General features: G+C 61.4%; 20 protein-coding genes. 7 read left to right on the top strand and 13 right to left on the bottom strand.

What is annotated here, in order from left to right; genetic code table 11:
• Positions 1 to 149: 149 nt before the first annotated feature.
• The 3 genes from holA to leuS all read right to left on the bottom strand — a co-directional run bounded on the left by holA (position 150) and on the right by leuS (position 4,527).
• Positions 150 to 1,187, bottom strand: a complete 1,038-nt coding sequence (gene holA / locus ACYP2Q_RS20720; RefSeq protein ID WP_459732235.1) for a DNA polymerase III subunit delta — start codon at positions 1,185 to 1,187, stop codon at positions 150 to 152.
• Positions 1,188 to 1,226: 39 nt separating this feature from the next.
• Positions 1,227 to 1,832, bottom strand: a complete 606-nt coding sequence (locus tag ACYP2Q_RS20715; protein ID WP_459732234.1) for an LPS-assembly lipoprotein LptE — start codon at positions 1,830 to 1,832, stop codon at positions 1,227 to 1,229.
• 88 nt (positions 1,833 to 1,920) lie between these two features.
• The gene (gene leuS, locus ACYP2Q_RS20710; protein ID WP_459732233.1) at positions 1,921 to 4,527 is read right to left on the bottom strand and encodes a leucine--tRNA ligase; all 2,607 of its coding nucleotides are present in this window, start codon (positions 4,525 to 4,527) and stop codon (positions 1,921 to 1,923) included.
• Between the two features lie 280 nt (positions 4,528 to 4,807).
• On the opposite strand from leuS, the gene ACYP2Q_RS20705 reads away from it, so the two are divergent.
• Together ACYP2Q_RS20705 and ACYP2Q_RS20700 are read left to right on the top strand one after the other, a co-directional pair.
• Positions 4,808 to 5,128 (top strand): hypothetical protein, encoded by a 321-nt coding sequence (locus ACYP2Q_RS20705; RefSeq protein ID WP_274074465.1) that lies wholly within the window; start codon positions 4,808 to 4,810, stop codon positions 5,126 to 5,128.
• A gap of 105 nt (positions 5,129 to 5,233) precedes the next feature.
• Entirely contained in the window at positions 5,234 to 5,995 is a 762-nt protein-coding gene (locus tag ACYP2Q_RS20700) for a YdcF family protein (RefSeq protein WP_459732232.1), read from the top strand.
• Between the two features lie 80 nt (positions 5,996 to 6,075).
• Here the strand turns inward: ACYP2Q_RS20700 and lnt are convergent, their stop codons facing one another.
• The 5 genes from lnt to miaB all read right to left on the bottom strand — a co-directional run bounded on the left by lnt (position 6,076) and on the right by miaB (position 11,495).
• A complete protein-coding gene (gene lnt / locus ACYP2Q_RS20695; RefSeq protein ID WP_459732231.1) occupies positions 6,076 to 7,599 on the bottom strand; it encodes an apolipoprotein N-acyltransferase in 1,524 nt (507 codons plus the stop codon).
• 15 nt (positions 7,600 to 7,614) lie between these two features.
• Positions 7,615 to 8,454 (bottom strand): HlyC/CorC family transporter, encoded by an 840-nt coding sequence (locus ACYP2Q_RS20690; RefSeq protein ID WP_020798742.1) that lies wholly within the window; start codon positions 8,452 to 8,454, stop codon positions 7,615 to 7,617.
• A gap of 5 nt (positions 8,455 to 8,459) precedes the next feature.
• A complete protein-coding gene (ybeY, locus tag ACYP2Q_RS20685) occupies positions 8,460 to 8,954 on the bottom strand; it encodes an rRNA maturation RNase YbeY (RefSeq protein ID WP_459732230.1) in 495 nt (164 codons plus the stop codon).
• Positions 8,947 to 9,954 (bottom strand): PhoH family protein, encoded by a 1,008-nt coding sequence (locus ACYP2Q_RS20680; protein WP_459732229.1) that lies wholly within the window; start codon positions 9,952 to 9,954, stop codon positions 8,947 to 8,949. Before ACYP2Q_RS20680 ends, ybeY begins: the two co-directional genes overlap by 8 nt.
• A gap of 212 nt (positions 9,955 to 10,166) precedes the next feature.
• On the bottom strand, positions 10,167 to 11,495 hold the full coding sequence (gene miaB, locus ACYP2Q_RS20675; RefSeq protein WP_459732314.1) for a tRNA (N6-isopentenyl adenosine(37)-C2)-methylthiotransferase MiaB: 1,329 nt from the start codon (positions 11,493 to 11,495) through the stop codon (positions 10,167 to 10,169).
• A gap of 132 nt (positions 11,496 to 11,627) precedes the next feature.
• Here miaB and ACYP2Q_RS20670 point away from each other — a divergent pair, with 132 nt between their 5' ends.
• Positions 11,628 to 11,957: a DUF1820 family protein gene (locus ACYP2Q_RS20670; RefSeq protein WP_008066015.1), complete on the top strand. Its 330-nt coding sequence runs from the start codon at positions 11,628 to 11,630 to the stop codon at positions 11,955 to 11,957.
• A gap of 68 nt (positions 11,958 to 12,025) precedes the next feature.
• Here the strand turns inward: ACYP2Q_RS20670 and ACYP2Q_RS20665 are convergent, their stop codons facing one another.
• From ACYP2Q_RS20665 to ACYP2Q_RS20650, 4 genes are all read right to left on the bottom strand, one after another.
• Positions 12,026 to 12,580, bottom strand: a complete 555-nt coding sequence (locus tag ACYP2Q_RS20665) for a tetratricopeptide repeat protein (protein WP_274074470.1) — start codon at positions 12,578 to 12,580, stop codon at positions 12,026 to 12,028.
• Positions 12,581 to 12,805: 225 nt separating this feature from the next.
• Positions 12,806 to 14,089 (bottom strand): glutamate-1-semialdehyde 2,1-aminomutase, encoded by a 1,284-nt coding sequence (gene hemL, locus ACYP2Q_RS20660; RefSeq protein ID WP_046815829.1) that lies wholly within the window; start codon positions 14,087 to 14,089, stop codon positions 12,806 to 12,808.
• A gap of 15 nt (positions 14,090 to 14,104) precedes the next feature.
• The gene (gene thiE, locus ACYP2Q_RS20655; RefSeq protein WP_459732228.1) at positions 14,105 to 14,728 is read right to left on the bottom strand and encodes a thiamine phosphate synthase; all 624 of its coding nucleotides are present in this window, start codon (positions 14,726 to 14,728) and stop codon (positions 14,105 to 14,107) included.
• A gap of 18 nt (positions 14,729 to 14,746) precedes the next feature.
• Positions 14,747 to 15,544 carry a hydroxymethylpyrimidine/phosphomethylpyrimidine kinase gene (locus ACYP2Q_RS20650; RefSeq protein ID WP_046815827.1) on the bottom strand — a complete coding sequence of 266 codons (798 nt, stop codon included), beginning with the start codon at positions 15,542 to 15,544 and terminating at the stop codon, positions 14,747 to 14,749.
• Positions 15,545 to 15,847: 303 nt separating this feature from the next.
• On the opposite strand from ACYP2Q_RS20650, the gene ACYP2Q_RS20645 reads away from it, so the two are divergent.
• The 4 genes from ACYP2Q_RS20645 to ACYP2Q_RS20630 all read left to right on the top strand — a co-directional run bounded on the left by ACYP2Q_RS20645 (position 15,848) and on the right by ACYP2Q_RS20630 (position 22,341).
• On the top strand, positions 15,848 to 18,232 hold the full coding sequence (locus ACYP2Q_RS20645; protein ID WP_459732227.1) for a 7TM diverse intracellular signaling domain-containing protein: 2,385 nt from the start codon (positions 15,848 to 15,850) through the stop codon (positions 18,230 to 18,232).
• A 75-nt stretch (positions 18,233 to 18,307) separates the two neighbouring features.
• Positions 18,308 to 19,957 (top strand): acyl-CoA dehydrogenase family protein, encoded by a 1,650-nt coding sequence (locus tag ACYP2Q_RS20640; protein ID WP_459732226.1) that lies wholly within the window; start codon positions 18,308 to 18,310, stop codon positions 19,955 to 19,957.
• A gap of 179 nt (positions 19,958 to 20,136) precedes the next feature.
• Positions 20,137 to 21,636 carry an AMP nucleosidase gene (gene amn, locus ACYP2Q_RS20635; RefSeq protein WP_459732225.1) on the top strand — a complete coding sequence of 500 codons (1,500 nt, stop codon included), beginning with the start codon at positions 20,137 to 20,139 and terminating at the stop codon, positions 21,634 to 21,636.
• Positions 21,637 to 21,705: 69 nt separating this feature from the next.
• A complete protein-coding gene (locus ACYP2Q_RS20630) occupies positions 21,706 to 22,341 on the top strand; it encodes a pseudouridine synthase (protein WP_459732224.1) in 636 nt (211 codons plus the stop codon).
• Here the strand turns inward: ACYP2Q_RS20630 and ACYP2Q_RS20625 are convergent.
• Positions 22,336 to 22,545, bottom strand: a complete 210-nt coding sequence (locus ACYP2Q_RS20625; RefSeq protein WP_007937369.1) for a DUF2788 domain-containing protein — start codon at positions 22,543 to 22,545, stop codon at positions 22,336 to 22,338. The two genes, ACYP2Q_RS20630 and ACYP2Q_RS20625, sit on opposite strands and share 6 nt — an antisense overlap.
• Positions 22,546 to 22,711 lie beyond the last annotated feature (166 nt).

Here is a 22,711-nt window from a genome sequence, read left to right as displayed (position 1 = left end):
TGGGCTCTCGCAAGTGAGGGGGGGCGGGGCAAATCATCGGCCGAAGTTGGGTTTCTGTCTATAGGGCGGATGGATGTGGTTTTTGTAGGAAGAAAGATCAAAAGATCGCAGCCTGCGGCAGCTCCTACAGAGGCTGCGATCTTTTGATCTTATTCAGCAGGCAACGACAAACGCTGGCCAGCCATCAACAGCGTCAGGCGACTCAAGCTCATCCACGGCGAACCCGCCGCCTGGCCCTTGATCTGCGCGTCGATGCGTTGGGCCTCGAGCAACAATTGCGCCCAGCGTTGTGCCGAATAGCGTTGCAGGGCTTTGCTCATCAGCGGTTTGCGCTTGTCCCAGACCGGCGGCCTGGCCTGGCTGAAAGCTTTGTCCAGTGGCGTGCCCTGGCTGTACTGCAATGAAATGTTGGCCAGCAGGCGCAGTTCCCGGGCAAGGGCCCAGAGAATCACTGGGGGCTCGACGCCCTCACCGCGAAGCCCTTCGAGCATCCGCAGGGCGTGGGCGGCTTCGCCATTGAGAATGGCGTCGGTCAAGCCGAAAACGTCGAAGCGCGCACTGTCGGCCACCGCCGCCTGTACGGTTTCGATAGTGATCTGGCCGCCTTCGGCCATCAGCTTGAGCTTTTCGATTTCCTGGGCGGCGGCCAGCAAGTTGCCCTCGACCCGAGCGGCGATCAGCTCGACGGCGTCCTGGCTGGCGGACAGCCCGGCCTGGGACAAACGCTGACGGATCCAACTGGGCAACTGGTTGGCATCCACCGGCCAGATCTGCACGAACTGGGTCTGTTGGCCTTCGACCAGCGCCTTGCCCCATTTGGTTTTCTGCGCGCTGCCATCGAGCTTCGGCAGGCTGATCAACAGCAGCGTGTCTTCGGCCGGCCGCGAGCAGTACTCAATGAGTGCGGCAGCACCTTTATCGCCGGGTTTGCCGGAAGGCAGACGCAATTCCAGCAGGCGTTTTTCGGCGAACAGCGACATGCTGGCGCCGGCTTGCAGCAAGGTGCCCCAGTCGAAACCAGCATCGGCGGCGAACACCTGGCGTTCATCGAAGCCTTGTTGGCGAGCGGCCGTGCGGATGGCGTCGGCGGCTTCCTGGCATAGCAAGGGGTCATCGCCACTGATGACGTAGACCGGCGCGAGGGCGCCTTGCAGGTGTTTGGCGAGTTGGGCGGGAGCGAGCTTCATAAGAGGGGGCGAACGGGGCGCCAAGGCGCCCCGTAAGTCTTACTGCCGAGGCAGTTCGATGGGCGACTGACGCGGCGTTTGCGCTTCAGCTTTCTGCGCCGCTTCCAGTGCTGCGGCTTCTGCCTTGGCCTTGGCTGCAGCCGTCTGCTGCAACTGGTCCAGCTGGGCCGGGGTGAATTGCTGCAGGCGCAACATCATGCGTTGAACCAGCTCGCGTCGCATTTCCCGGCGGGCATCGCTGGCCTCCTGGTCGGAACCTACCAGGTTGTTGCCGTCATGGATGAACACCTTCTGCACTTCGATTTTGTCGCTCAGCAGGGGCAGGTTGCCCTGGCCACGAATGTCATAGTTGAGCACGGTGTTCAGTTGATATTCGCCCGTACGACCGGCGCCAGCGTAGCTGAGGATGCGCTGGGATTCCTGCTGGTTGGTCAGGATGAGTTCGTACGGGGCGCCTTTGTAGACCTTGACGCCACTGCTGACCAGCGTCTGGCGCAATTGCGTCACCGTTTCGCCGTAAGCGTCGCGGGCGCTCAGGTCGAGTTCCGTGATCGCCAGTTCGGTGGTGCCGGTGCCACGCAGCTGGAAGCCGCAGGCGCTCAACAGGACCGCGAGGCCTATCACCAGCAAGTTGCGTTTGATCATTGTGTAGCTCCCCTTGAAACCATGTGGGCCAATCAAGTGGCCCGAAAGGTTTTGTTCGGCGCCCGGCATGGCCAGGCGCCTTATCCAATTAGCTGGCGACGATGTTGACCAGTTTCCCGGGCACCACGATCACTTTGCGAATGGTCAGACCATCGACGAAACGCAGCACGTTCTCGTTGGCCCGTGCGGCGGCTTCGACTTCTTCGCGAGTGGCGCTGGCCGGCATTTCGATCTGGCCGCGCAGCTTGCCGTTGACCTGGATGACCAGCGTCAGGCTGTCCTGCACCAGCGCGCTTTCGTCCAGCTCCGGCCAGGCGGCGTCGATCACCGGATCGGCGTGACCCAGGCGATGCCACAGCTCGTGGCTGATGTGCGGGGTGATCGGAGCCAGCAGCAGGGTTACGGTTTCCAGGCCTTCCTGAACCAGTGCGCGATCCTGCTCGGTGCCTTGCGCGGCTTTTTCCAGCACGTTCATCAGCGTCATCACCTGGGCGATGGCGGTGTTGAATTTGTGGTTCTGGCCGACGTCGTGGCTTGCTTGCTTGATGGCCTGGTGGATCGAGCGGCGAATGACTTTCTGCTCGTCGTTCAGGCTGGCGACGTCCAGTTTGCCGGGCAGGCCCTGGGTGACGTGCGCTTGAGCCAGGCGCCAGACGCGCTTGAGGAAGCGGTGCGAACCTTCAACCCCGGAGTCGGACCATTCCGCGCTCATGTCAGGTGGCGAGGCGAACATCATGAACAGGCGGCAGGTGTCAGCGCCGAACTGGTCGATCATCGACTGTGGGTCAACGCCGTTGTTCTTCGACTTTGCCATCTTCTCGGTGCCACCGATTTCCACCGGCAGGCCGTCGGCGATCAGCTTGGCGCTGATGACCTTGGCCTTGCTGTCGCGTTCGAGCTCGACGTCCGCCGGGTTGAACCAGGTGTAGGCACCGTTGGCTTCGCGACGATAGTAAGTCTCGGCGATCACCATGCCCTGGGTCAGCAGGTTCTTGAATGGCTCGTTGGAGCTCACCAGGCCTTCGTCGCGCATCAGCTTGTGGAAGAAGCGCGCGTAAAGCAGGTGAAGAATGGCGTGTTCGATGCCGCCGATGTACTGGTCCACCGGCAACCAGTGGTCGGCCGCGGATTTTTCCACCAGGCCGCCTTCGAAGTGCGGCGAGGCGTAGCGGGCGTAGTACCAGGAGGACTCGACGAAGGTGTCCATGGTGTCGGTTTCACGCTTGGCAGGCTGGCCGCATTTCGGGCAGCTGCACTCGTAGAACTCGGGCATGCGCGCCAGTGGCGAACCGGCGCCATCGGGTACGACGTCTTCCGGCAGCACGACAGGCAATTGATCTTCCGGCACCGGCACGTCACCGCAAGTATTGCAGTGGATGATCGGGATCGGGCAGCCCCAGTAGCGCTGACGGCTGATGCCCCAATCGCGCAGGCGGAACTGGGTGCGCGAGGCACCGAGATTTTTCTTGATCAGCGCGACTTCAATCGCGTCGAAGGCGCCCGCGAAGTCCAGGCCGTCGAACTCGCCGGAGTTGATCAGCGTGCCGTGTTCGCCATAGGCGTCTTGCCACGGGGCCGGGTTGGTGTCACCAGAGCTGGTACGCACTACCGATTTGACCGGCAGGTTGTACTTGTGGGCGAATTCGAAATCGCGCTCGTCGTGGGCCGGAACAGCCATCACCGCGCCGTCGCCGTAGTGCATCAGCACGTAATTGGCGACCCATACCGGCAGCTTTTCGCCGGTCAACGGGTGCTCGACGAACAGGCCGGTTGGCAGGCCTTTTTTCTCCTGGGTGGCGACGTCGGCTTCGGCGACGCTGCCGCCCTTGCATTCAGCGATGAACGCTTGCAGCTCAGGGTTGTTCCGGGCGGCGAGGGAGGCCAGGTGGTGCTCGGCGGCCACGGCGACGTAAGTCGCTCCCATGAGAGTGTCCGGACGGGTGGTGAAGACTTTCAGTGCACCGGCTTCGCCGATGGAGTCGACGTTGTACGGGAACTGCACTTCCATGCCGCGGGATTTGCCGATCCAGTTGCGCTGCATGGTCTTGACCTGTTCAGGCCAGCCAGTCAGTTCGTCGAGGCTCTCCAGCAGCTCATCCGCGTAGGCGGTGATCTTGAAGTAGTACATCGGGATTTCGCGCTTTTCGATCAGCGCGCCGGAACGCCAGCCGCGCCCGTCGATTACCTGCTCGTTGGCCAGGACGGTCTGGTCGACCGGGTCCCAGTTCACGGTGCCGCTTTTCTTGTAGATCACGCCTTTTTCGAACAGGCGAGTGAACAGCCATTGTTCCCAGCGGTAGTAATCGGGTTTGCAGGTGGTCACTTCGCGCGACCAGTCCACCGCCAGGCCCAGGCTGCGCAGCTGGGATTTCATGTAGGCGATGTTCTCGTAGGTCCACTTGGCGGGCGCTACGTTGTTCTTCATCGCGGCGTTTTCCGCCGGCATGCCGAAGGCGTCCCAACCCATCGGTTGCAGGACGTTCTTGCCCAGCATGCGCTGGTAGCGGGAGATCACGTCGCCGATGGTGTAGTTGCGCACGTGCCCCATGTGTAGCTTGCCGCTGGGGTAAGGGAACATCGACAGGCAGTAGTAGGTCTCCTTGCCTGGCTGTTCACTGACTTCAAAGGACTTTTGCTCGTCCCAGAACGACTGGGCGGCGGCTTCGATTTCACGGGGCTGATATTGTTCGTGCATGGCTACTTTTGAACTGAATAGGGGTGGCCTAATCCTCTTCAATGCGACCCTGGATGGTGAGTGCGCCAATTCGGCGTTTCGGTGTCCAGAGGAGCTGGAAGTGGAGTTACAGGAAGCGCCGTAGCATACATGACCGCACTCTATCGAGGGAAACCCTGATTACTGTCGCGCGTCTCGCAAAAACCGCTGCGAGGGCCGTTGGTCGCGGCGTCCAGCCGGTTTGTCGATGGAAGCTAAGCTCTAAATGGGGAGTAGGTCTTATCTTCCAATGAGGTGAGGGATGGTTGAGTCACGGCAAAAAGCTACGAAACCGGAGTTGTACGAAAGACTGATCGATCGTTTGGGCATGGCCCTTGATGCAGCCAAAACAGCTGGTCGGCTGCGCGATGAACGCCCTTTGGAACTGGAGTTGCGTGGCCTCAGCCCCGCAGAGTTTGCACTGGTCAAGGCGTACCTCGATCGCAGTGAGCGTGAAACGCAGGGATGCTTGTCTGAAGCAGTGAAGCAACTCGACGCACCACGTTCGGCCAAGATCATCTGGCTCAAGGACAAAATACCTGGCAGAGACGCGGTAAAGGTCCGGTCCCTGCAGTTCAAATAGCGCATAGAGCCATGCTCCACGGTTTTTTGAAGCATAGTCCTTCCGTATTTATTGTCGCATTGCGTCAACCCACTTAGGCTTCGGGCATCTTTGAGGAGATGCCCGATGCCTTTTCGCTATTTCGTGAAACACCTTCTGATGCCGCCTGGCGTTCTTATTCTGTTGCTGGTGCTCGCCTGGTGGTGGCGCCGCTCAAGACCGCGCCTTGCCGGTGGGTGCTTTGCGCTGGGCGTGGGCGGTTTCTGGTTGATGAGCCTGCCGGTGATGGTGCAGTGGGGGGCCGGGGTCCTTGAGCGTGAAGTACCGTTGGCTGTCGACGAATGGGCAACCCTGGCCAGGCGCGCCGATGCGATCGTGGTGCTGGGGGCCGGGCGCGAAAGGGGTGACCTGGCCTGGGGCAGTGATCAACCCACCGGAATGGCCCTGGAGCGAGAACGCTATGCCGCTCGCCTGGCAAAGGCCTCGGGCTTGCCGATCCTGACCAGTGGTGGCTTGCATTACGGCTCGCCACCCACCGAAGCCAAAATGATGGCTGACTCAATGCGCGATGATTTTGGCGTGGCTGTGCGGTGGCAGGAAGGGCAAAGCCGAACCACCTGGGAAAACGCGACATTCAGCGCCGAAGTCCTGTTGCCTGAGGGCATCAAGCGCGTGGTGGTGGTCACCCAGGCCTGGCACATGCCGCGCGCGGTCTGGAGTTTTCAGAAGGCCGGGTTTGAAGTGGTCCCGGCGCCAGTCGGATTTCTGGGCGTGGACAACGCCGAGCCGCTGGGCGGCTGGATGCCGGAATTCAAGGCGATCTGGCGTAGCGGGCAGTTGTTGAATGAGGCAGCGGGGCAGGTCGCCTATTGGCTTTTCTACCGTTGACCCGTTCTGTAGGAGCCGGCTTGCCGGCGAAGGCTTCTTCGCTGGCAAGCCAGCTCCTACAGGGTTCATGCGTCGTCGGTCTAGACGGTCTTGGCCATCCGGCTGGCATTCAACGCCCAGCCAAACAACAGCACACAAACAATGATCAATGGCCACGACCGCCATTGCAGGTACGGTGTGAGGTTGTGCATCGGCACCACTTCGCCGTACAGGATGCCGCGTTCGAACTGCGGGATCTGCGTGGTGATCTGGCCAAACGGGTTGATCAGGCCGGTCACGCCATTGTTGGTGGCGCGGATCATCCAGCGACCCGCCTCGAGCGCGCGCATCTGCGCCATCTGCAAGTGCTGCAGCGGGCCAATGGACGTGCCGAACCAGGTGTCGTTGCTGATGGTCAGCAGCAGTTCGCTTTGCGCGGCAAGGCCGGCGGCGAACTCCGGGTACACCACTTCGTAGCAGATGAACGGCGCAATCTGGTAACCCTTGGCTTGCAGCATGGCCTGGTCGGAAGGACCGCGGGCAAAGTCCGACATGGGCAGGTCAAAGAACGCGATCAGGCCCCGCAATACATCTTGCAACGGCACGTATTCGCCGAACGGCACGAGCTTCTGCTTGAGGTAGGTGCCATCGCCTTCGCCGACCACGGTAATACCGTTGTAGAAGCGTTTCTGCTGGTGGACGACTTCGCGGATAGGCACGCCGGTAATCATCGCCGAATCGCGCTCGGCGGCAAATTTCCCCATCATGTCCAGGTAGCCCTGGGCAGACTCCTTGAGCACCGGGACCGCGGTTTCCGGCCAGATCAGCAAGTCGACCCGTTTCGAGCTGAAGCTCATGTCGCGGTACAGCTCCAATTGCGCGTTGAGCTGCGCCGGGTCCCACTTCATGCTCTGTTCGATATTGCCCTGGATCGCCGCGACACTCAGTGGCGCGCCTGCCGGGCTGGTCCAGGCGTGTTGCTTGAGTGCCATGCCGGCCACCCACGGGCCTGCCAGCAGCACAACGCCCACGGCGATGAAGCCTTTGCGTGCGGTGCGCACCAGGCGCATGGCGTTGTAGATCAATGCAGCTGTCAGGGCCAGGGTGAAGGATATCAGCCACATCCCACCAACAGGCGCGAGGCCGGCCAGGGGGCCATCAAGTTGACTGTAACCGGAGTAGAGCCATGGGAAACCGGTCAGGAACCAGCCGCGAAAGGCTTCCTGGCCGACCCACAGCGCCGCAAATGCCAGGGTGTCCGCCAGCGGCGCTTCGTTGCGCCGCAGCCAGCGCGCCCAAATCCAGGCGGGCAGGGCGAAGAACCAGGCAATCGCCGCCGTGAAGATCAGCATCAGGAAGCCAGCGAGCAGTACTGATGCGCCACCGAAGTGATGAATGCTGTAGTAGATCCAGCTGGTACCGGCGCCAAACAGGCCGAAGCCGAAACACCAGCCACGTCCCAGGGCCTGGCGTGGATTCAGTTCACGCAAGCCGGCATAGAAAAGCCCGACCGCCAGCAATGCCAGTGGCCAGATATCGAATGGCGCCAGGGCCAGGGTGGTGATTGCACCGGCCGCCACGGCCAGCAGGTTACCGGGCCAGCCGGGGCGGGTTGTCCAGCGCATTTCGATCCTTAGGTTTTACCGGGCGATAGGTGTCAGTCGCAGCAAATGAATCCGCCGACTGTCGGCGTTCAGGATGCGGAAGCGATAGGCGCCGATTTCAGTGATTTCGTTGCGTTTTGGCAAGTGCCCGAACGCGCTCATCACCAGGCCGCCCACGGTGTCGAACTCGTCGTCGGAAAATTCGCTGTCGAAGAACTCGTTGAAGTTCTCGATCGGCGTCAGGGCCTTGATCAGGAAATCACCGCTGGGCAGCGGCTTGATGTAGCTGTCTTCCTCGACGTCGTGCTCGTCTTCGATGTCGCCGACGATTTGTTCCAGCACGTCTTCGATGGTCACCAGGCCCGCCACGCCGCCGTATTCGTCAATGACGATGGCCATGTGGTTGTGGTTGGCGCGGAACTCACGCAGCAACACGTTCAGGCGCTTGGACTCCGGCACGAAAGTGGCCGGGCGCAGCAGGTCCTTGATGTTGAAGCTGTCGCCGTTCTCCCTGAGGATCAACGGCAGCAAGTCCTTGGCCAGCAACACGCCCATCACGTCATCGTGGCTTTCGCCGATCACCGGGTAGCGGGAGTGGGCCGAATCGACCACGGCGGGGAGGAACTCGCGAGGTGTCTGGGTCGCCTTGATGCTGATCATCTGCGAGCGCGGAACCATGATGTCCCTTACTTGCAGGTCGGCAACCTGGATGGCGCCTTCGACGATGGCCAGCGCTTCGCTGTCCAGCAGTTTGTTCTGGTGTGCATCGCGCAGCAGCTCCAGCAGCTCCTGGCGGTTCTTCGGCTCGTGGGCAAAAGCCTGGGTGAGTTTACCCAGCCAAGACTTCTGCCCGTTGCTCGATCGATCTTCGCTCATAGCGATTACTCTGAATCCTTTGTTGTTTCGGTAGGGGGTGCTTCGATTTCGTCGTCCGCGTACGGATCCCGATAGCCCAGTTCTGCAAGCAACGTTCGTTCCAGTGCTTCCATCTCTTCGGCTTCGTCATCTTCTATATGGTCGTAACCGAGCAGATGCAAGCAGCCGTGGATCACCAGATGCGCCCAGTGGGCCTTGAGTTCCTTGCCCTGCTCGGCGGCTTCGCGCTCGACCACCGGCACGCAGATCACCAGGTCGCCCAGCAGCGGGATGTCGAGAAACTCGTCCGGCACATCGGCGGGGAACGACAAGACGTTGGTGGCGTAGTCCTTGTGCCGCCAGGTGTTATTCAGTTCGCGGCCTTCGTCTTCGTCAACCAGGCGAATGGTCATTTCCGAGTCGGCGATGCGCTGGCGCAGGGCCAGTTCGCACCATTGGCGGAACTCGGCTTCACTGGGGGCGGGCGCTTGGGTCGCGATTTGCAGATCAAGCTCAAGCATCGCGGCGGCTATCCCTGGCGGCGGCATCATCGGCCGCTTTGGTTTCGAAGCGCTCGTAGGCTTCGACAATCCGTTGCACCAATGGATGACGCACAACGTCCTTGGGCTGGAAGTGCGTGAAGCTGATACCCGGCACATCCTTCAAGACTTCGATCACGTGGTGCAGCCCGGACTTGGTGCCGCGCGGCAGGTCGACCTGGGTGATGTCACCGGTGATGACGGCCGTGGAGCCGAAGCCGATCCGGGTCAGGAACATTTTCATCTGTTCGACCGTGGTGTTCTGGCTTTCGTCGAGGATGATGAAGCTGTTGTTCAGCGTCCGGCCACGCATGTAGGCCAGTGGCGCGACTTCGATCACCTGGCGCTCGATCAGCTTGGCGACGTATTCGAAGCCGAGCATTTCATACAGCGCGTCGTAGAGCGGGCGCAGGTACGGGTCGATTTTCTGTGACAGGTCACCGGGCAGGAAGCCGAGTTTTTCACCCGCTTCGACCGCCGGACGCACCAGCAGGATGCGCCGGATCTGCTCGCGTTCCAGCGCATCAACCGCACAGGCAACGGCCAGGTAGGTCTTGCCGGTACCGGCCGGGCCAATGCCGAAGTTGATGTCGTTGCCGAGGATTTCCTTCACGTAACGCAATTGATTCAAGCCGCGAGGGCGAATCATGCCTTTCTTGGTGCGCAAGGCGACGGAGGCTTCGGCGGGCGAGTGGTTGTCCAGCGCTTCGACGGCGGATTCCTGCAGGAACAGGTGCACCATGTCCGGCGACAGCTCGGTACCCTTGGTTTCGCGGTACAGGCGGCGCAGGAGGTTTTCCGCGGAGGTGGTGTGTTTTGGCTCGCCGATCAGTTCGAACTGGTTTCCGCGGTTGCGGATCTCGATGGTCAGGCGCTGTTCGATCAAGCGCAGGTGCTCGTCGAATTGCCCGCACAGATTGGCGAAGCGGCGGGCCTCAAAGGGCTCGAGGATGAAACGATGTGGTTCGATGGGTGCGTTCAAGGTCGTATTTAGCCGCCCTGGGGCAATTGGGATGATTCAAGGATAGCGCCAGTGGCGCGGCTGCGAAAGCTCTTAAATGAGGCAACCCGATTCCTGCCTTTGGCGCGGACTTTGTAGGAGCGAGCTTGCTCGCGAACGCGGTGTGTCAGCTACATCAATGTCGACTGACGGCCTCTTCGCGAGCAAGCTCGCTCCTACAGGGGGATCCAGTGTTATTGGATCAGCGAGCCCCGCAGCGAGTGTGGCTGTGCGGCATCGATGTGCACATCGGCGAACTGGCCGATCAGGGTCGGATTGTCGCAGCGGAAGTTGACGATACGGTTATTCTCGGTCCGGCCTTGCAGCTCACCGGGGTCTTTCTTGGAATAATCGGTTACAAGAATCCGCTGAATCGAACCGACCATCTGTCGGCTGATCTCGAAACCTTGCTGGTTCAGGCGATGTTGCAGGGCGTTGAGGCGCTCTTTCTTCAGCTCTTCCGGCGTGTCATCGGCCAGGTCGGCGGCGGGTGTACCCGGGCGCTGGCTGTAGACGAAGGAGTAGGAGAAGTCGAAGCCGACGTCCTGGATCAGCTTCATGGTCTGTTCGAAGTCTTTTTCGGTCTCGCCGGGGAAGCCGACGATGAAGTCCGAACTGATGCAGATCCCCGGCACGGCGGCGCGCAGCTTGCGCAGTTTGGATTTGTATTCCAGCGCGGTGTGGTTGCGCTTCATCGCCGCGAGGATGCGGTCCGAACCCGATTGCACCGGCAGGTGCAGGTGTTTCACCAGTTCCGGCACGTCGGTGTGGGCCTGGATCAGGCTGTCGGAGAATTCCAAAGGGTGCGAGGTGGTGTAGCGGATGCGGTCGATGCCATCGACCGCGGCGACCACGCGGATCAGTTCGGCCAGGTCCGCCAGGCGACCGTCGTGGGTCTTGCCGCGATAGCCGTTGACGTTCTGTCCGAGCAACGTCACTTCGCGCACGCCGTGTTCGGCCAGGTGAATGATTTCGGCAATCACGTCGTCGAACGGCCGGCTGACCTCTTCACCACGGGTGTAGGGCACTACGCAGAACGTGCAGTACTTGCTGCAACCTTCCATCACCGACACGTAGGCGCTCGGGCCGTCGATGCGTGGTTCGGGCAAATGGTCGAATTTTTCGATTTCGGGGAACGAGACGTCGACCTGCGGCAGCTTGCTGATGCGCGCGGCGTCGATCATTTCCGGCAGGCGGTGCAAGGTCTGCGGGCCGAACACCACGTCGACATAGGGCGCGCGATCGCGAATGGCGGCACCTTCCTGGCTGGCCACGCAGCCACCGACGGCGATCACCATGTCCGGGTTGGCCAGTTTCAGTTCGCGCCAGCGGCCCAGCTGGGAATAGACGCGGTCCTGGGCGCGCTCGCGGATCGAGCAGGTGTTGAGCAGAATCACGTCGGCATCTTCAGCGCGCGCGGTGACTTCCAGGGCCTGGTGTTCGCCCAGCAGATCGACCATGCGCGAGCTGTCGTACTCGTTCATCTGGCAACCGTGGGTTTCGATGTAAAGCTTCTTGGCCATGGACAGGGTCATCACGTGATTCAAAGAACCGCGCATTATAGGGAACATGTACTCAGGTTCCTACCGCTGCGCGTCCGGCGGCTATGCTATAGTTCGCGCCCTCATTTTTATCCCCGATGTGTTTCGCCTGCCATGACCAAACGTGAAGCTCCAATCTACAAGGTGATTTTCCTCAACCAGGGCCAGGTGTTCGAAATGTACGCCAAGCAGATCTATCAAAGCGATCTGTGGGGCTTCCTGGAAGTGGAAGAGTTCGTCTTTGGCGAGCGCACACAGGTAGTCGTAGACCCGAGCGAAGAGAAGCTCAAGGCACAATTCGAAGGGGTCGTGCGCAGCTTCGTGCCGATGCATTCGATCGTGCGCATCGACGAGGTCGAGCGCCTTGGCACACCGAAAATCAGTGAAGCCCGCGGCACGGTCGGCAATGTGATGCCGTTTCCGGTGCCGATGCCTGAGAAGTAGGCCTTGTAGGAGCGGGCTTGTCGGGTCGCCGCATCGCAGCGAAGGGGCCGGAAAGGTCGATGCAGAAATCAGGGCAGCGGCGCGAACGGCGTCCGCCCATCGGCGCTCTGCAATTCCATCAGGTATTTTCGGAAAATTTGCCCCAGCACCTGGGTGGCGACTTCCAGTTCCTGGCGGGGCATTTGCTCGGCGACTTCGTCGGCGGTGTCCAGCGCTTCTTCCGCGCCATTGACCGCGGCCATCTTCAGCACGATATACGCCTGAATGTTATTGGCGGGTACGCCTTCGCCATGAAAGAACATGGTGCCGAGTTTGAATTGAGCCTGGGCGTGGCCTTGCAGCGAGGCCTTTTCGAAGTAGCTAAGGGCCTTGTTGAGATCGCGTGGCGCGTTTTTACCGTCATAGTAGAACTCACCCAACTCGTATTGCGCTTGAGCATCCCCTTCATCCGACGCTTTCTGGCAGGCGGCGAGCGCCTGGGCCAGGTCTTGCGGCTGGGTATTGAGGGTGCAGCGACCCATCGCTGGGATTAACAACGAGTTACCGCCTGCTTGTGCGAGCGCGAGCAGTGGCTGAAGGAGCAACAGGCAGCCCAGTGAAAGGGCGCGGCCGGTGCGGTTCATGGGAATCGACTTACCTCTGAGGGGCGCGCGGACCCATCGAGGGGATCCAATAAGCGCGCATTATGAAATAAGCAGGGCCAACCTTACAAAGTCTTTACTCGTTTTTCTGCTGCGCGGGAAATATATCGCCCACTTTGCTCGGGATTATTAGCCGATAAGTAGGAAAAAGGGCAGGAGTGTACGAAAAAGCTGACGCCGGCAATGGCCAGCGTCAGCGATATGGCGTTACTTCAGTGCAGCAAATGCGCGCTCGGCGGCATCCAGGGTCAGTTTCAACTCGGCGTCGCCGTGGGCGATCGAGGTGAAGCCGGCTTCGAAAGCGCTTGGCGCCAGGTAGACGCCACCTTCCAGCATCAGGTGGAAGAAGCGGCCGAACAAGGCTGCGTCGCTGGCCATCACGTCATCGAAGGTCACGATGTCGTCGGCGCCACTGAAGTACAGGCCGAACATGCCGCCGGCCTGGGTGGTCACGAAGGGAATACCTGCCGCATCGGCACGCACTTGCAAGCCGTCGAGCAGGCGAGTGGTGTAGTCGGTCAGCTCGTCGTGGAAGCCCGGGCGGCTGATCAGGCGCAAGGTGGTCAGGCCCGCCGCCATCGCCAGCGGGTTACCCGACAATGTACCGGCCTGGTAGACCGGACCCAGCGGGGCGATGCGCGACATGATTTCGCGCTTGCCGCCGAAGCAACCCACCGGCATGCCGCCGCCAATGATTTTGCCGAAGGTAGTCAGGTCCGGTGTCACGCCGTAGTGAGCCTGGGCGCCGCCGAGGGCAACGCGGAAACCGGTCATCACTTCATCGAAAATCAGCACCACGCCGTGCTTGTCGCACAGGCTCCGCAGGCCTTCGAGGAAGCCTGGGGCGGGCGGCACGCAGTTCATGTTGCCGGCGACCGGCTCGACGATGATGCACGCCACGTCCTGGCCGACTTCGGCGAGCATGGCCTCGACGGCATCGATGTCGTTGAACGGCAGGGTCAGGGTGTGTTTGGCGAACGCCGCCGGCACACCTGCCGAGCTCGGCACGCCCTGGGTCAGGGCGCCGGAACCGGCCTTGACCAGCAAGCTGTCGGAGTGACCGTGGTAGCAGCCCTCGAACTTGATGATGCTGTCGCGACCGGTGAAACCACGGGCCAGGCGGATTGCGCTCATGGTCGCTTCGGTGCCGGAGCTGACCATGCGCACCATTTCCATCGACGGTACCAGCGAGCAGACCAGATCAGCCATCTGGGTTTCCATCTCGGTCGGCGCGCCGTAGGACAAACCATGTTCAAGCTGCTTGCGCACGGCATCCAGGACGTCCGGGTGGCTGTGGCCGAGGATCATCGGGCCCCAGGAACCGACGTAATCGACATAACGCTTATCGTCTTCGTCGGTGACATAGGCGCCTTCGGCGTGCTTGAAGAACAACGGCGTGCCGCCAACGCTCTTGAACGCGCGAACCGGCGAGTTCACGCCACCGGGAATGTGTTTCTGGGCATTGGCAAACAGCGTTTCGGAACGAGACATGATCGGGCTCTCAAATCAGATTTTCAGTAATTCGTTGAAGGCGCGGGCGCGGCGGGTCACTTCAGCCGTGCTATCGGCACCAAACAGGCCATGCACCACCGCCAGCAGATCGACGCCGTGGGTCACCAGCGCAGCGGCGTTGTCCAGGGTGATGCCGCCGATCGCGCAGATCGGCAGGTGCAACTGCTTGCGGGCCTGGTCGAGCAGGTCGAGGCTGCAGGTCGGTGCGCCGGGCTTGGTGTTGGAATTGAAGAAGCGGCCGAAGGCGACATAAGTGGCGCCCTCCCTGGCAGCTTGTTCGGCCAGTTCGAGTTGCGCGTGGCAGGTCGAGCCGATGATGGCTTTGGAGCCGAGCAGGGCGCGGGTCGGCGACAGCGGGCCATCGGTCTGGCCCAGATGCACACCCACATTCAGGCGTGCCGCCAATTCGGCGTCGTCGTTGATGATCAATCGGGTCTTGTAGCGCTCGCACAGATCGCGCAGGGCCTCTGCCTCGCGGAGTCGACGGGCCTCATCGCTGCTTTTGTCGCGATATTGGAGCAGGGTGACGCCGCCTTCCAGCGCCGCCTCCACGTACGAAAGAAATTTACCGGCCAGCAACTGGCTGTCGGTAATGGCGTACAGGCCACGTAGTTTCATCGAGCAGGCCTCATGGCGTTACGAACAGAAGTCCAGTGGCAGGCGGCGTGGCACGAATTGGCCTTTGCCCAACTGCTCCGCATCGCGCAGGGTGCGCCACGTGTAGTTAAGTGCAGTCTGTACGGCGCTGGCGAGGTTTTCACCTTGGGCCAGACGGCCGGCAAGTGCACTGGCCAGGGTGCAGCCCGAGCCGTGATAACTGCCGGGCAGGCGTTGGCAGGTGTAGGTTTCGCGCAAGCCATCGCGGCTGTACAGGCGGTTGTGGATTTCGGTTTCGTCGCCATGGCCGCCGGTGATCAGCAGGTGCTTGACGAACGGCAGGAGTTTTTCAGCGCACTGGTCTGCGGTGCCTTCAGGCAGTTCGGCAAGGATCCGGGCTTCGGGAAGGTTGGGTGTGGCGATGATCGAGAGCGGCAGCAGGCGTTCGCGCATGGCATAGCCGACTTCGTCCTTGCCCAGGCGACCACCACCGCCGGCGCGCAGCACCGGGTCACAGACCACCGGCAAGTGCGGGTGCGCCGAGAGCAGTTCGACCACGGTGTCGACCATTTCCAGGGAACCGAGCATGCCGAGCTTGACGGCTGCGACTTCGGAATCGTTGAGCACGGCATTGGCCTGGGCCAGCACCCACTCACGGTCGAGGACGCGGAAGTCAGTGACATTGACGGTATCTTGCACGGTCAGGGCGGTGACGGCCGGAGCCGCATGGCAACCCTGGGCGAGCAAGGCTTCGATATCTGCCTGCAAGCCGGCGCCACCACTTGGGTCGTGGCCGGAGAGACAGAGGACAACGGGGCGAGAGCTGTAGATATTCATGGTGCGCGAGCTTACCACCAAACATCTTTTTTCGGTGCGTGCGCATATAGGAGGCAGCGGTGCGACGGTCAAAAGATCGCAGCCTTCGGCAGCTCCTGCGTGGACGGCGGGCTCTATCTCAATAATCTTCGCTGGAACGCCCGTGCTAGAGCCTTTGTTGGAAAAATTTTGGTAGTGCTCATTAGCCATCAACGGCTATGCTAGAGTGGATCCAAACCAATAACAGGTAACACCGGTCTTACGTCTACTCAAAAGGAATGGGGGGCTTCCTGACAGGACCGGAAAGTCCACGCTGGGGCATAAATGCGCTATTTGCTGATGTTTGTGTTGTGTTTGCCCCTCTTGGCGAACGCCGTTGAGTTCAATGAACTCACCCAAAGCCTGCCCCTCGGGCGAACCCTGCAAGTGTTTGAAGACGCGGGCGGTCAAGCGACTCTCGCGGACGTCCGTGCGCAGGCGGCGGCCGGCAACTTCAAGGCGCATGATAAAGACACCCTCAACGCCGGATATTCGCGCTCGGTGTTCTGGCTGAAAATCGATTTGCAGTACCGCCCGACCAACCCGGCTGCGCAACGGACCTGGCTGCTGGAGTTGGCGTACCCACCGCTCGATCACCTTGACCTGTATCTGCCTGATGCCAGCGGCAACTATGAATTGGCCAGGCAAACCGGCGATGCCTTGCCGTTCGCCAGTCGCGAAATCCGCCAGAACAACTACCTGTTCACTGTGGATTTTACCCCTGACCAGGCGCAAACGCTGTACCTGCGCCTGCAAAGCCAGGGGTCGATCCAGGCACCGGTCACGCTGTGGTCCAGCATTGCGTATCTCGAAGACCAACCGGTGCGGCTCTATGTGCTGGGGCTGATCTACGGTGTATTGCTGGGGATGCTGGTCTACAACCTGTTCATCTACCTCAGCGTGCGCGATACCAGTTATCTCTACTACATCTTCTACATCGCCTCGTTCGGCTTGTATCAGCTGTCGGTAAACGGCGCCGCGGTGCAGTACTTCTGGCCGGACAATCCCTGGTGGGCCAACGCCTCGACGCCGTTTTTCATCGGTTGCGCCGGTTTGTTCGGCAGCCAGTTCGCCCGCAGCTTCCTGCAGACCGCCACCCTCAGCCGCTGGATGGACCGCTTGCTGCTGGCGTTGGTGGCCTTCGGTGCACTGGTGGTCGGGTTGTCCCTGATGACCAGCTACGCCCTGGCCTTGCGCCTGGCCACGACACTGGCACTGACCTTCACCGTGGTGATCTTTGCCGCGGGGATTTTTGCCTGGCTGCGTGGCTTGCGGGTCGCGCGCTATTTCATCATTGCCTGGTCGGCGTTTCTGCTCGGCGGCATCATCAATACCCTGATGGTGCTGGGTTACCTGCCGAATGTGTTCCTGACCATGTACTCCAGCCAGATTGGCTCGGCGATCGAGGTGGCGCTGCTGTCCATGGCCCTGGCCGACCGCATCAACGCCATGCGTGAGCAGCAGGCGCAAACCCTGCTCGACGCGGGTCAAAAGCTCGAGGTGCTCAACCAGCAACTGGCACACAGCAACAAGCTCAAGGACGAATTCCTCGCCACCCTGACCCACGAGTTGCGCACGCCCATGAATGGCGTGATCGGTTCGCTGGAGCTGATGCAAACCGTCGAGATGGACCCTGAGCTGGAGCAATATCAGCAAACGGCCGCGGGGTCGGCGCGGGACATGATGCGCATGGTCAATGGCATTCTTACCTTGACCGAGTTGCAGGCGGGCAAGCTCAAGGCGACCCCGGCCACCTTCAGTTTGCGCGCTGTGGTGGAGGCATTGCGCGCACAGTTCGATGGCAATGCCTCGAGCAAGTCGCTGGATTTCAAGGTCGACGTGGCGTCGGGGGTGCCGGATCGCCTGCACGGCGACAGCGCCAAGTTGGCGCAATGCCTGGAGTGTCTGCTGGATAACGCGATCAAGTTCACCCGGGTCGGCGGACTGGCGCTGCGGGTCACGGGAAAAACGGTCAACCCCGAGCGACTGACGTTGTCCTTCGCGGTGATCGACACAGGCATCGGCTTCACCGACCTTGGTGAGGCGACGCTGTATCAGCGCTTCTTCCAGCTCGACGGTTCGATGACGCGCGAGTACGGCGGCCTGGGGGTCGGCCTGGCCATCTGCCGACAATTGGTGGAGTTGCTCGGCGGGCGCCTGACACACCGCTCAGAGCCTGGGCGTGGTAGCCGTTTCCAGCTTGATGTGGAGTTCGACGTGACGGTGCCGGAGCGGCCTGCCACGCCGCTCGCGACGCGGGATTTGGCACAAATGCGCCTGCCTCAGGATTGCAGCGTATTGCTGGTGGATGACAACAACGTCAATCAGTTGGTGATGCGCGGTATGTTGCTCAAGATCGGTTTCCGCGTGCGCACGGCTGACAGCGGTCTCGCCGCACTCGATTTGCTGCAGCGCGAAACGTTCGATGCGGTGCTGGTCGATTGCCAGTTGCAGTCTTTGGACGGCGTTTGCGTGTGCTGCCAGATCCGGGCATTGCCTGGTTGCGCGCAGTTGCCCGTGTTCATGATCGCCTTGGGCACCGACCGGGAGCGCTGTCCGAGCGGCGCGCAGATCGACCATTTGAGCAAGCCGGTAAAGTTCGAGGACTTGCAGGCCGCGCTCTATCGTCGAGTGCTCTGTGCTGAGCAGGGCGAAAGCGCCGACAGTTAGGCGGATATGACACTTTGAACGGTCAAGGGGCGGTGCTTAACTGAAGTCCCTTGGCTGACCAAAGGAGCCCCCGTCATGAACCTGCATCAGTTCGCCGAAACCCACGAAGTTACCAACCAGCCGCCCTCGCTGGACGGTGCCAACCTGTATCGCATCGACTTGCCTCTGCAGGAGTGGTCACGGCGTTTCGGGGCCGGTTGGGCCGAATCGCGGATCGACGCGTACGGTGCACTGGCCGGCGGACCACTGATGGAAGCGGGTTTTCTGGCCAACCAGAACAAACCGGTGTTCAGCAGCCATGATCGCTACGGTCATCGCATCGATCTGGTGGAATTTCATCCGGCCTATCACGAGTTGATGCGCACGGCGGTCGAGCATGGCCTGACGTCCTTGCCATGGGCTCATCCGCAGGACGGTGCCCACGTCGCGCGCGCCTCCATGACGTACTTGCACAGTCAGGCTGAAGCCGGCAGCGGCTGCCCGCTGACCATGACGTTCGCCAGTGTTCCGGCGATGCGCTTGCAACCGGACCTGGCGGAAAAATGGCTGCCGAAGATCCTCGCCACGAAATACGATCCGCGCAACGTCGGCATGGCCCACAAGGCCGGGGTCACCATCGGCATGGCGATGACCGAGAAGCAGGGTGGCACCGATGTCCGCGCCAACACCACCAAGGCTTATCCGGTGGGCGCCAGCGGTCCTGGCCAGGCGTACGAACTGGTGGGGCACAAGTGGTTCTGTTCGGCGCCCATGTGCGATGCCTTCCTGACGCTGGCGCAGACCGACAAAGGGCTGACCTGTTTCCTGTTGCCGCGGCATCGTCCGGACGACACGCGCAATCAGTTCTACATCCAGCGCCTGAAAAACAAACTCGGCAACTGCTCCAATGCGTCCAGCGAAGTGGAGTTTCGCGGTGCCCTGGCGTGGATGGTCGGTGAAGAGGGGCGCGGCGTGCCGACGATCATCGAGATGGTCGCCATGACCCGCTTCGATTGCATGGTCGGCTCAAGTTCGCTGATGCGCCAGGCACTGACCCAGGCCAGCCATCACTGCGCCCACCGCCAGGTGGGCGGCAAGTTGCTCAGTGAGCAGCCCTTGATGCAGAACGTGCTGGCCGACCTGGCGCTGGAAAGCGAAGCCGCCCTGGCCTTGAGCCTGCGCATGGGCCGGGCGCTGGATCATCTGGATGACGCGCAGGAGGCGAAGTTCGCCAGGCTGGTGACGGCGGTGGGCAAGTACTGGATCTGCAAGCGCGCGCCGGCCATGATCAACGAAGCCGCCGAGTGCATGGGCGGTGCGGGATACGTCGAAGACAGCATCCTGCCACGCCTTTACCGCGAGGCGCCGGTGAACTCGACCTGGGAAGGCTCCGGCAACGTGCAATGCCTCGATGTGCTGCGAGCCCTGTCCAAGGAGCCGGGCGTGCTCGATGCGCTGTTCAGCGAGATGGGCGACGGGCATGGCGACAAACGCCTGGCCGCGCACATCAGCCAGCTGCAGAGCGCTTTCAAGGACACCAGCGACATTCAGTACCGTGCCCGGCAGTTGACCGAAGACATTGCGCTTGGGTTACAGGCCAAGCTGTTGCTGGAGGCGGGGAATGCGGCGGTGAGTGACGGGTTTATCGCCAGTCGTCTGAACGGCGGCGGCCGGGTGTACGGTGGGTTGCCGCGCGGGGTGGATGTGGAAGTCATTATCGCCCGGTCCACCCCGCAAGGATTCTGAATACGGTAAAAAACTGTGGGAGCCAGCCTGCTGGCGATAACGGTGCCACAGCCAGCAGACTTGGTGACTGTTACCGCGCTATCGCCAGCAGGCTGGCTCCCACAGTGGTTTTGCATACACCGCGATTCTTCTGCATTGCCAATACGCCACTGTTCCCGTGAAGCGACGATACAGGCAAGATGAAGGCCTGCAAGTCAGAACACAGGATGCTGATCGTGACCGAAGCTTTTATTGTCGTTCAAACCGCCGAGCAAGCTGTAGACCGGCTTGCGCTCTTGCACAATCGTGCAACTACCGCGCTGAACCAGGCGCTCAAGCGTTATCTCAAGGATCGTGTCGAGCCGGACGCCGAACAACGGGCGATGTTTCGTTATCCCGAACTGCGTCTGACCTACCACTGCCAGGGCGAAGTCCCGCAGACCACGCGTGCCTACGCCAAGGTCCAGTTGCCGGGCACCTACAGCGTCACCGTCACCCATCCCGCCGCCTTCCGTAAATACCTGCTGGAGCAGCTCGTGCCGTTGATGCACGACTTCACCGTAACCGTCGAGGTCGGTGTCAGCCAGCAGAACATTCCTTATCCGTACGTGGTCGAGCAGGGCGACGAGTTGGCCGGTTCCGGTGTCACCGCCGCCGTGCTGGCGCGGGTGTTCCCAAGTACCGACCTGTCGGCGGCGACCGACGGCATTGCCGACGGTCTGTACGATTGGGAAAACACCGATCCGCTGCCCCTGGCGCTGTTCGATGCTGCCCGGGTGGATTTCTCCCTGCGCCGCCTGGTGCATTACACCGGCAGCGACTGGCGGCATGTGCAGCCATGGATCCTGCTGACCAACTACCACCGTTACGTCGACCAGTTCATCGTCCATGGCCTGGAGCAATTGCGCAAAGACCCGCGCTTCGTGCGCATGGTGCTGCCGGGTAACGTGATCATCGAAAAGAGCATGGATCACGGCGAAGCCTCGGCGATTGCCGCTGGCGTGGTCTGGCATCGCTACCAGATGCCGGCCTACCACCTGATCGCCACTGACGGTCACGGCGTGACCCTGGTCAATATCGGCGTCGGGCCATCCAACGCCAAGAACATCACTGACCACCTGGCGGTGCTGCGTCCGCATTGCTGGCTGATGATCGGTCACTGTGGTGGCCTGCGCCAGTCGCAGACCATTGGCGACTACGTGCTGGCCCACGCCTATATGCGCCGTGACGGCATTCTCGACCGGGTGGTGCCGCCGAACATTCCGATTCCGGCCCTGGCTGAAGTGCAACTTGCGCTGCAACAGGCGGCGGCCAACATCACCGGCGAGAAGGGCGACGAACTGAAAAAGCGCCTGCGCACTGGCACCGTACTGACTTACGACGATCGGAACTGGGAGCTGCGCTGGGCCCAGGAACGGCCGCTGATCAACCTGTCCCGCGCGGTGGCGGTGGACATGGAAAGCGGCACGATCGCGGCCCAGGGTTATCGCTTGCGGGTGCCTTACGGCACGCTGCTGTGCGTGTCGGACAAACCCCTGCACAGCGAGATCAAGTTGCCAGGTTCGGCCAACGCCTTCTATGAGCGCGCGGTCAGCCAGCACTTGAAAATCGGCATCGAAGCCGTGGATTTGCTGCGCACCGAGCTCAATTCGTTGCACTCGCGCAAGCTGCGCAGCTTCGACGAGCCGCCATTCCGCTGATTTGCCGATGGTCATTTAACGGTCGGGCTACTAGCATTGGCAGCCCTGACCGTTAGATGTTTGTTCGCCATGTCCCGTCCGCAACGTCCTGTTTCCCGCCGCCCTGGCGCAAAGCCAGCCCCGACAGCCCCGCGCCGAGTCGCCAAGGCGCCACCCGCTGTGCCCAAGTTGATCCTGTTCAACAAACCCTTCGATGTACTGACGCAATTCAGCGACGCAGAAGGGCGCGCGACCCTCAAGGACTACATCGATGTTCCAGGGATCTACCCCGCGGGACGGCTTGACCGCGACAGCGAAGGTCTGCTGTTGCTGACCAACGATGGCCAGTTGCAGGCGCGCATCGCCGACCCGAAACACAAGCTGGCCAAGACCTACTGGGTGCAGGTCGAAGGCGAGCCGAGCGCCGAGCAGTTGCAGCGCTTGCGTGACGGAGTCGAATTGAACGATGGCATGACCCTGCCTGCCGAGGCGCGGCAACTGGATGAGCCGCAGTTGTGGCCGCGCAACCCGCCGGTACGCTTTCGTAAAAGTGTGCCGACCCATTGGCTGGAGCTGGTGATTCGCGAAGGCCGCAACCGGCAGGTGCGCCGCATGACCGCGGCGGTCGGGCTGCCGACGTTGCGTCTGGTACGGGTCAGGATCGGTGACTGGTCGATCGAGGGGCTCGACCAGGGCCAGTGGAAAGAGGTGCCGGCGCGCTTATAAAGTGCCGGATTCGATCAGGCCGATCACCACGCTCTTGATGACGAACGCGGCTACGCCAAGCCCCAGCACAAAAAACAGGATGAACGAGCCGAACCGCCCGGCCTTGGACTTCTTTGCCAGATCCCAGACGATGAAACCCATGAAAATGATCAGGATGCTGACCAGGCCGGTCATCATCCACTCTTCAAAAACTGCAGGATCCATTGAACATCTCCGGCGCGGGCGAGGCTAAAAGGGCGCGGCGAGTATACGCCAATGGATATTGGCTGGGAGTTGACCTGCGGCAGTGTGTCGCAGCTATTCGTCGCCTGTGCCGGCCCCATCGCTGGCAAGCCAGCTCCTACAGGACCTGTGTCGGCCACAGAATTGT

Source organism: Pseudomonas sp. MHK4 (assembly GCF_054600775.1).
This window is presented reverse-complemented; position numbering and strand designations above follow the sequence as displayed.

Excerpts from the sequence above, each read along its gene's own strand:
- thiE (WP_459732228.1), bottom strand. The coding sequence starts at position 14,728 with ATGAAACTACGTGGCCTGTACGCCATTACCGACAGCCAGTTGCTGGCC.
- hemL (WP_046815829.1), bottom strand. The coding sequence starts at position 14,089 with ATGTCTCGTTCCGAAACGCTGTTTGCCAATGCCCAGAAACACATTCCC.
- ACYP2Q_RS20705 (WP_274074465.1), top strand. The coding sequence starts at position 4,808 with ATGGTTGAGTCACGGCAAAAAGCTACGAAACCGGAGTTGTACGAAAGA.
- ACYP2Q_RS20650 (WP_046815827.1), bottom strand. The coding sequence starts at position 15,544 with ATGAATATCTACAGCTCTCGCCCCGTTGTCCTCTGTCTCTCCGGCCAC.
- ACYP2Q_RS20715 (WP_459732234.1), bottom strand. The coding sequence starts at position 1,832 with ATGATCAAACGCAACTTGCTGGTGATAGGCCTCGCGGTCCTGTTGAGC.
- amn (WP_459732225.1), top strand. The coding sequence starts at position 20,137 with ATGAAGGCCTGCAAGTCAGAACACAGGATGCTGATCGTGACCGAAGCT.
- leuS (WP_459732233.1), bottom strand. The coding sequence starts at position 4,527 with ATGCACGAACAATATCAGCCCCGTGAAATCGAAGCCGCCGCCCAGTCG.
- ACYP2Q_RS20670 (WP_008066015.1), top strand. The coding sequence starts at position 11,628 with ATGACCAAACGTGAAGCTCCAATCTACAAGGTGATTTTCCTCAACCAG.
- ACYP2Q_RS20625 (WP_007937369.1), bottom strand. The coding sequence starts at position 22,545 with ATGGATCCTGCAGTTTTTGAAGAGTGGATGATGACCGGCCTGGTCAGC.
- lnt (WP_459732231.1), bottom strand. The coding sequence starts at position 7,599 with ATGCGCTGGACAACCCGCCCCGGCTGGCCCGGTAACCTGCTGGCCGTG.
- ACYP2Q_RS20700 (WP_459732232.1), top strand. The coding sequence starts at position 5,234 with ATGCCTTTTCGCTATTTCGTGAAACACCTTCTGATGCCGCCTGGCGTT.
- ACYP2Q_RS20665 (WP_274074470.1), bottom strand. The coding sequence starts at position 12,580 with ATGAACCGCACCGGCCGCGCCCTTTCACTGGGCTGCCTGTTGCTCCTT.
- ACYP2Q_RS20645 (WP_459732227.1), top strand. The coding sequence starts at position 15,848 with ATGCGCTATTTGCTGATGTTTGTGTTGTGTTTGCCCCTCTTGGCGAAC.
- ybeY (WP_459732230.1), bottom strand. The coding sequence starts at position 8,954 with ATGCTTGAGCTTGATCTGCAAATCGCGACCCAAGCGCCCGCCCCCAGT.
- holA (WP_459732235.1), bottom strand. The coding sequence starts at position 1,187 with ATGAAGCTCGCTCCCGCCCAACTCGCCAAACACCTGCAAGGCGCCCTC.
- ACYP2Q_RS20690 (WP_020798742.1), bottom strand. The coding sequence starts at position 8,454 with ATGAGCGAAGATCGATCGAGCAACGGGCAGAAGTCTTGGCTGGGTAAA.
- ACYP2Q_RS20640 (WP_459732226.1), top strand. The coding sequence starts at position 18,308 with ATGAACCTGCATCAGTTCGCCGAAACCCACGAAGTTACCAACCAGCCG.
- ACYP2Q_RS20630 (WP_459732224.1), top strand. The coding sequence starts at position 21,706 with ATGTCCCGTCCGCAACGTCCTGTTTCCCGCCGCCCTGGCGCAAAGCCA.
- miaB (WP_459732314.1), bottom strand. The coding sequence starts at position 11,495 with ATGGCCAAGAAGCTTTACATCGAAACCCACGGTTGCCAGATGAACGAG.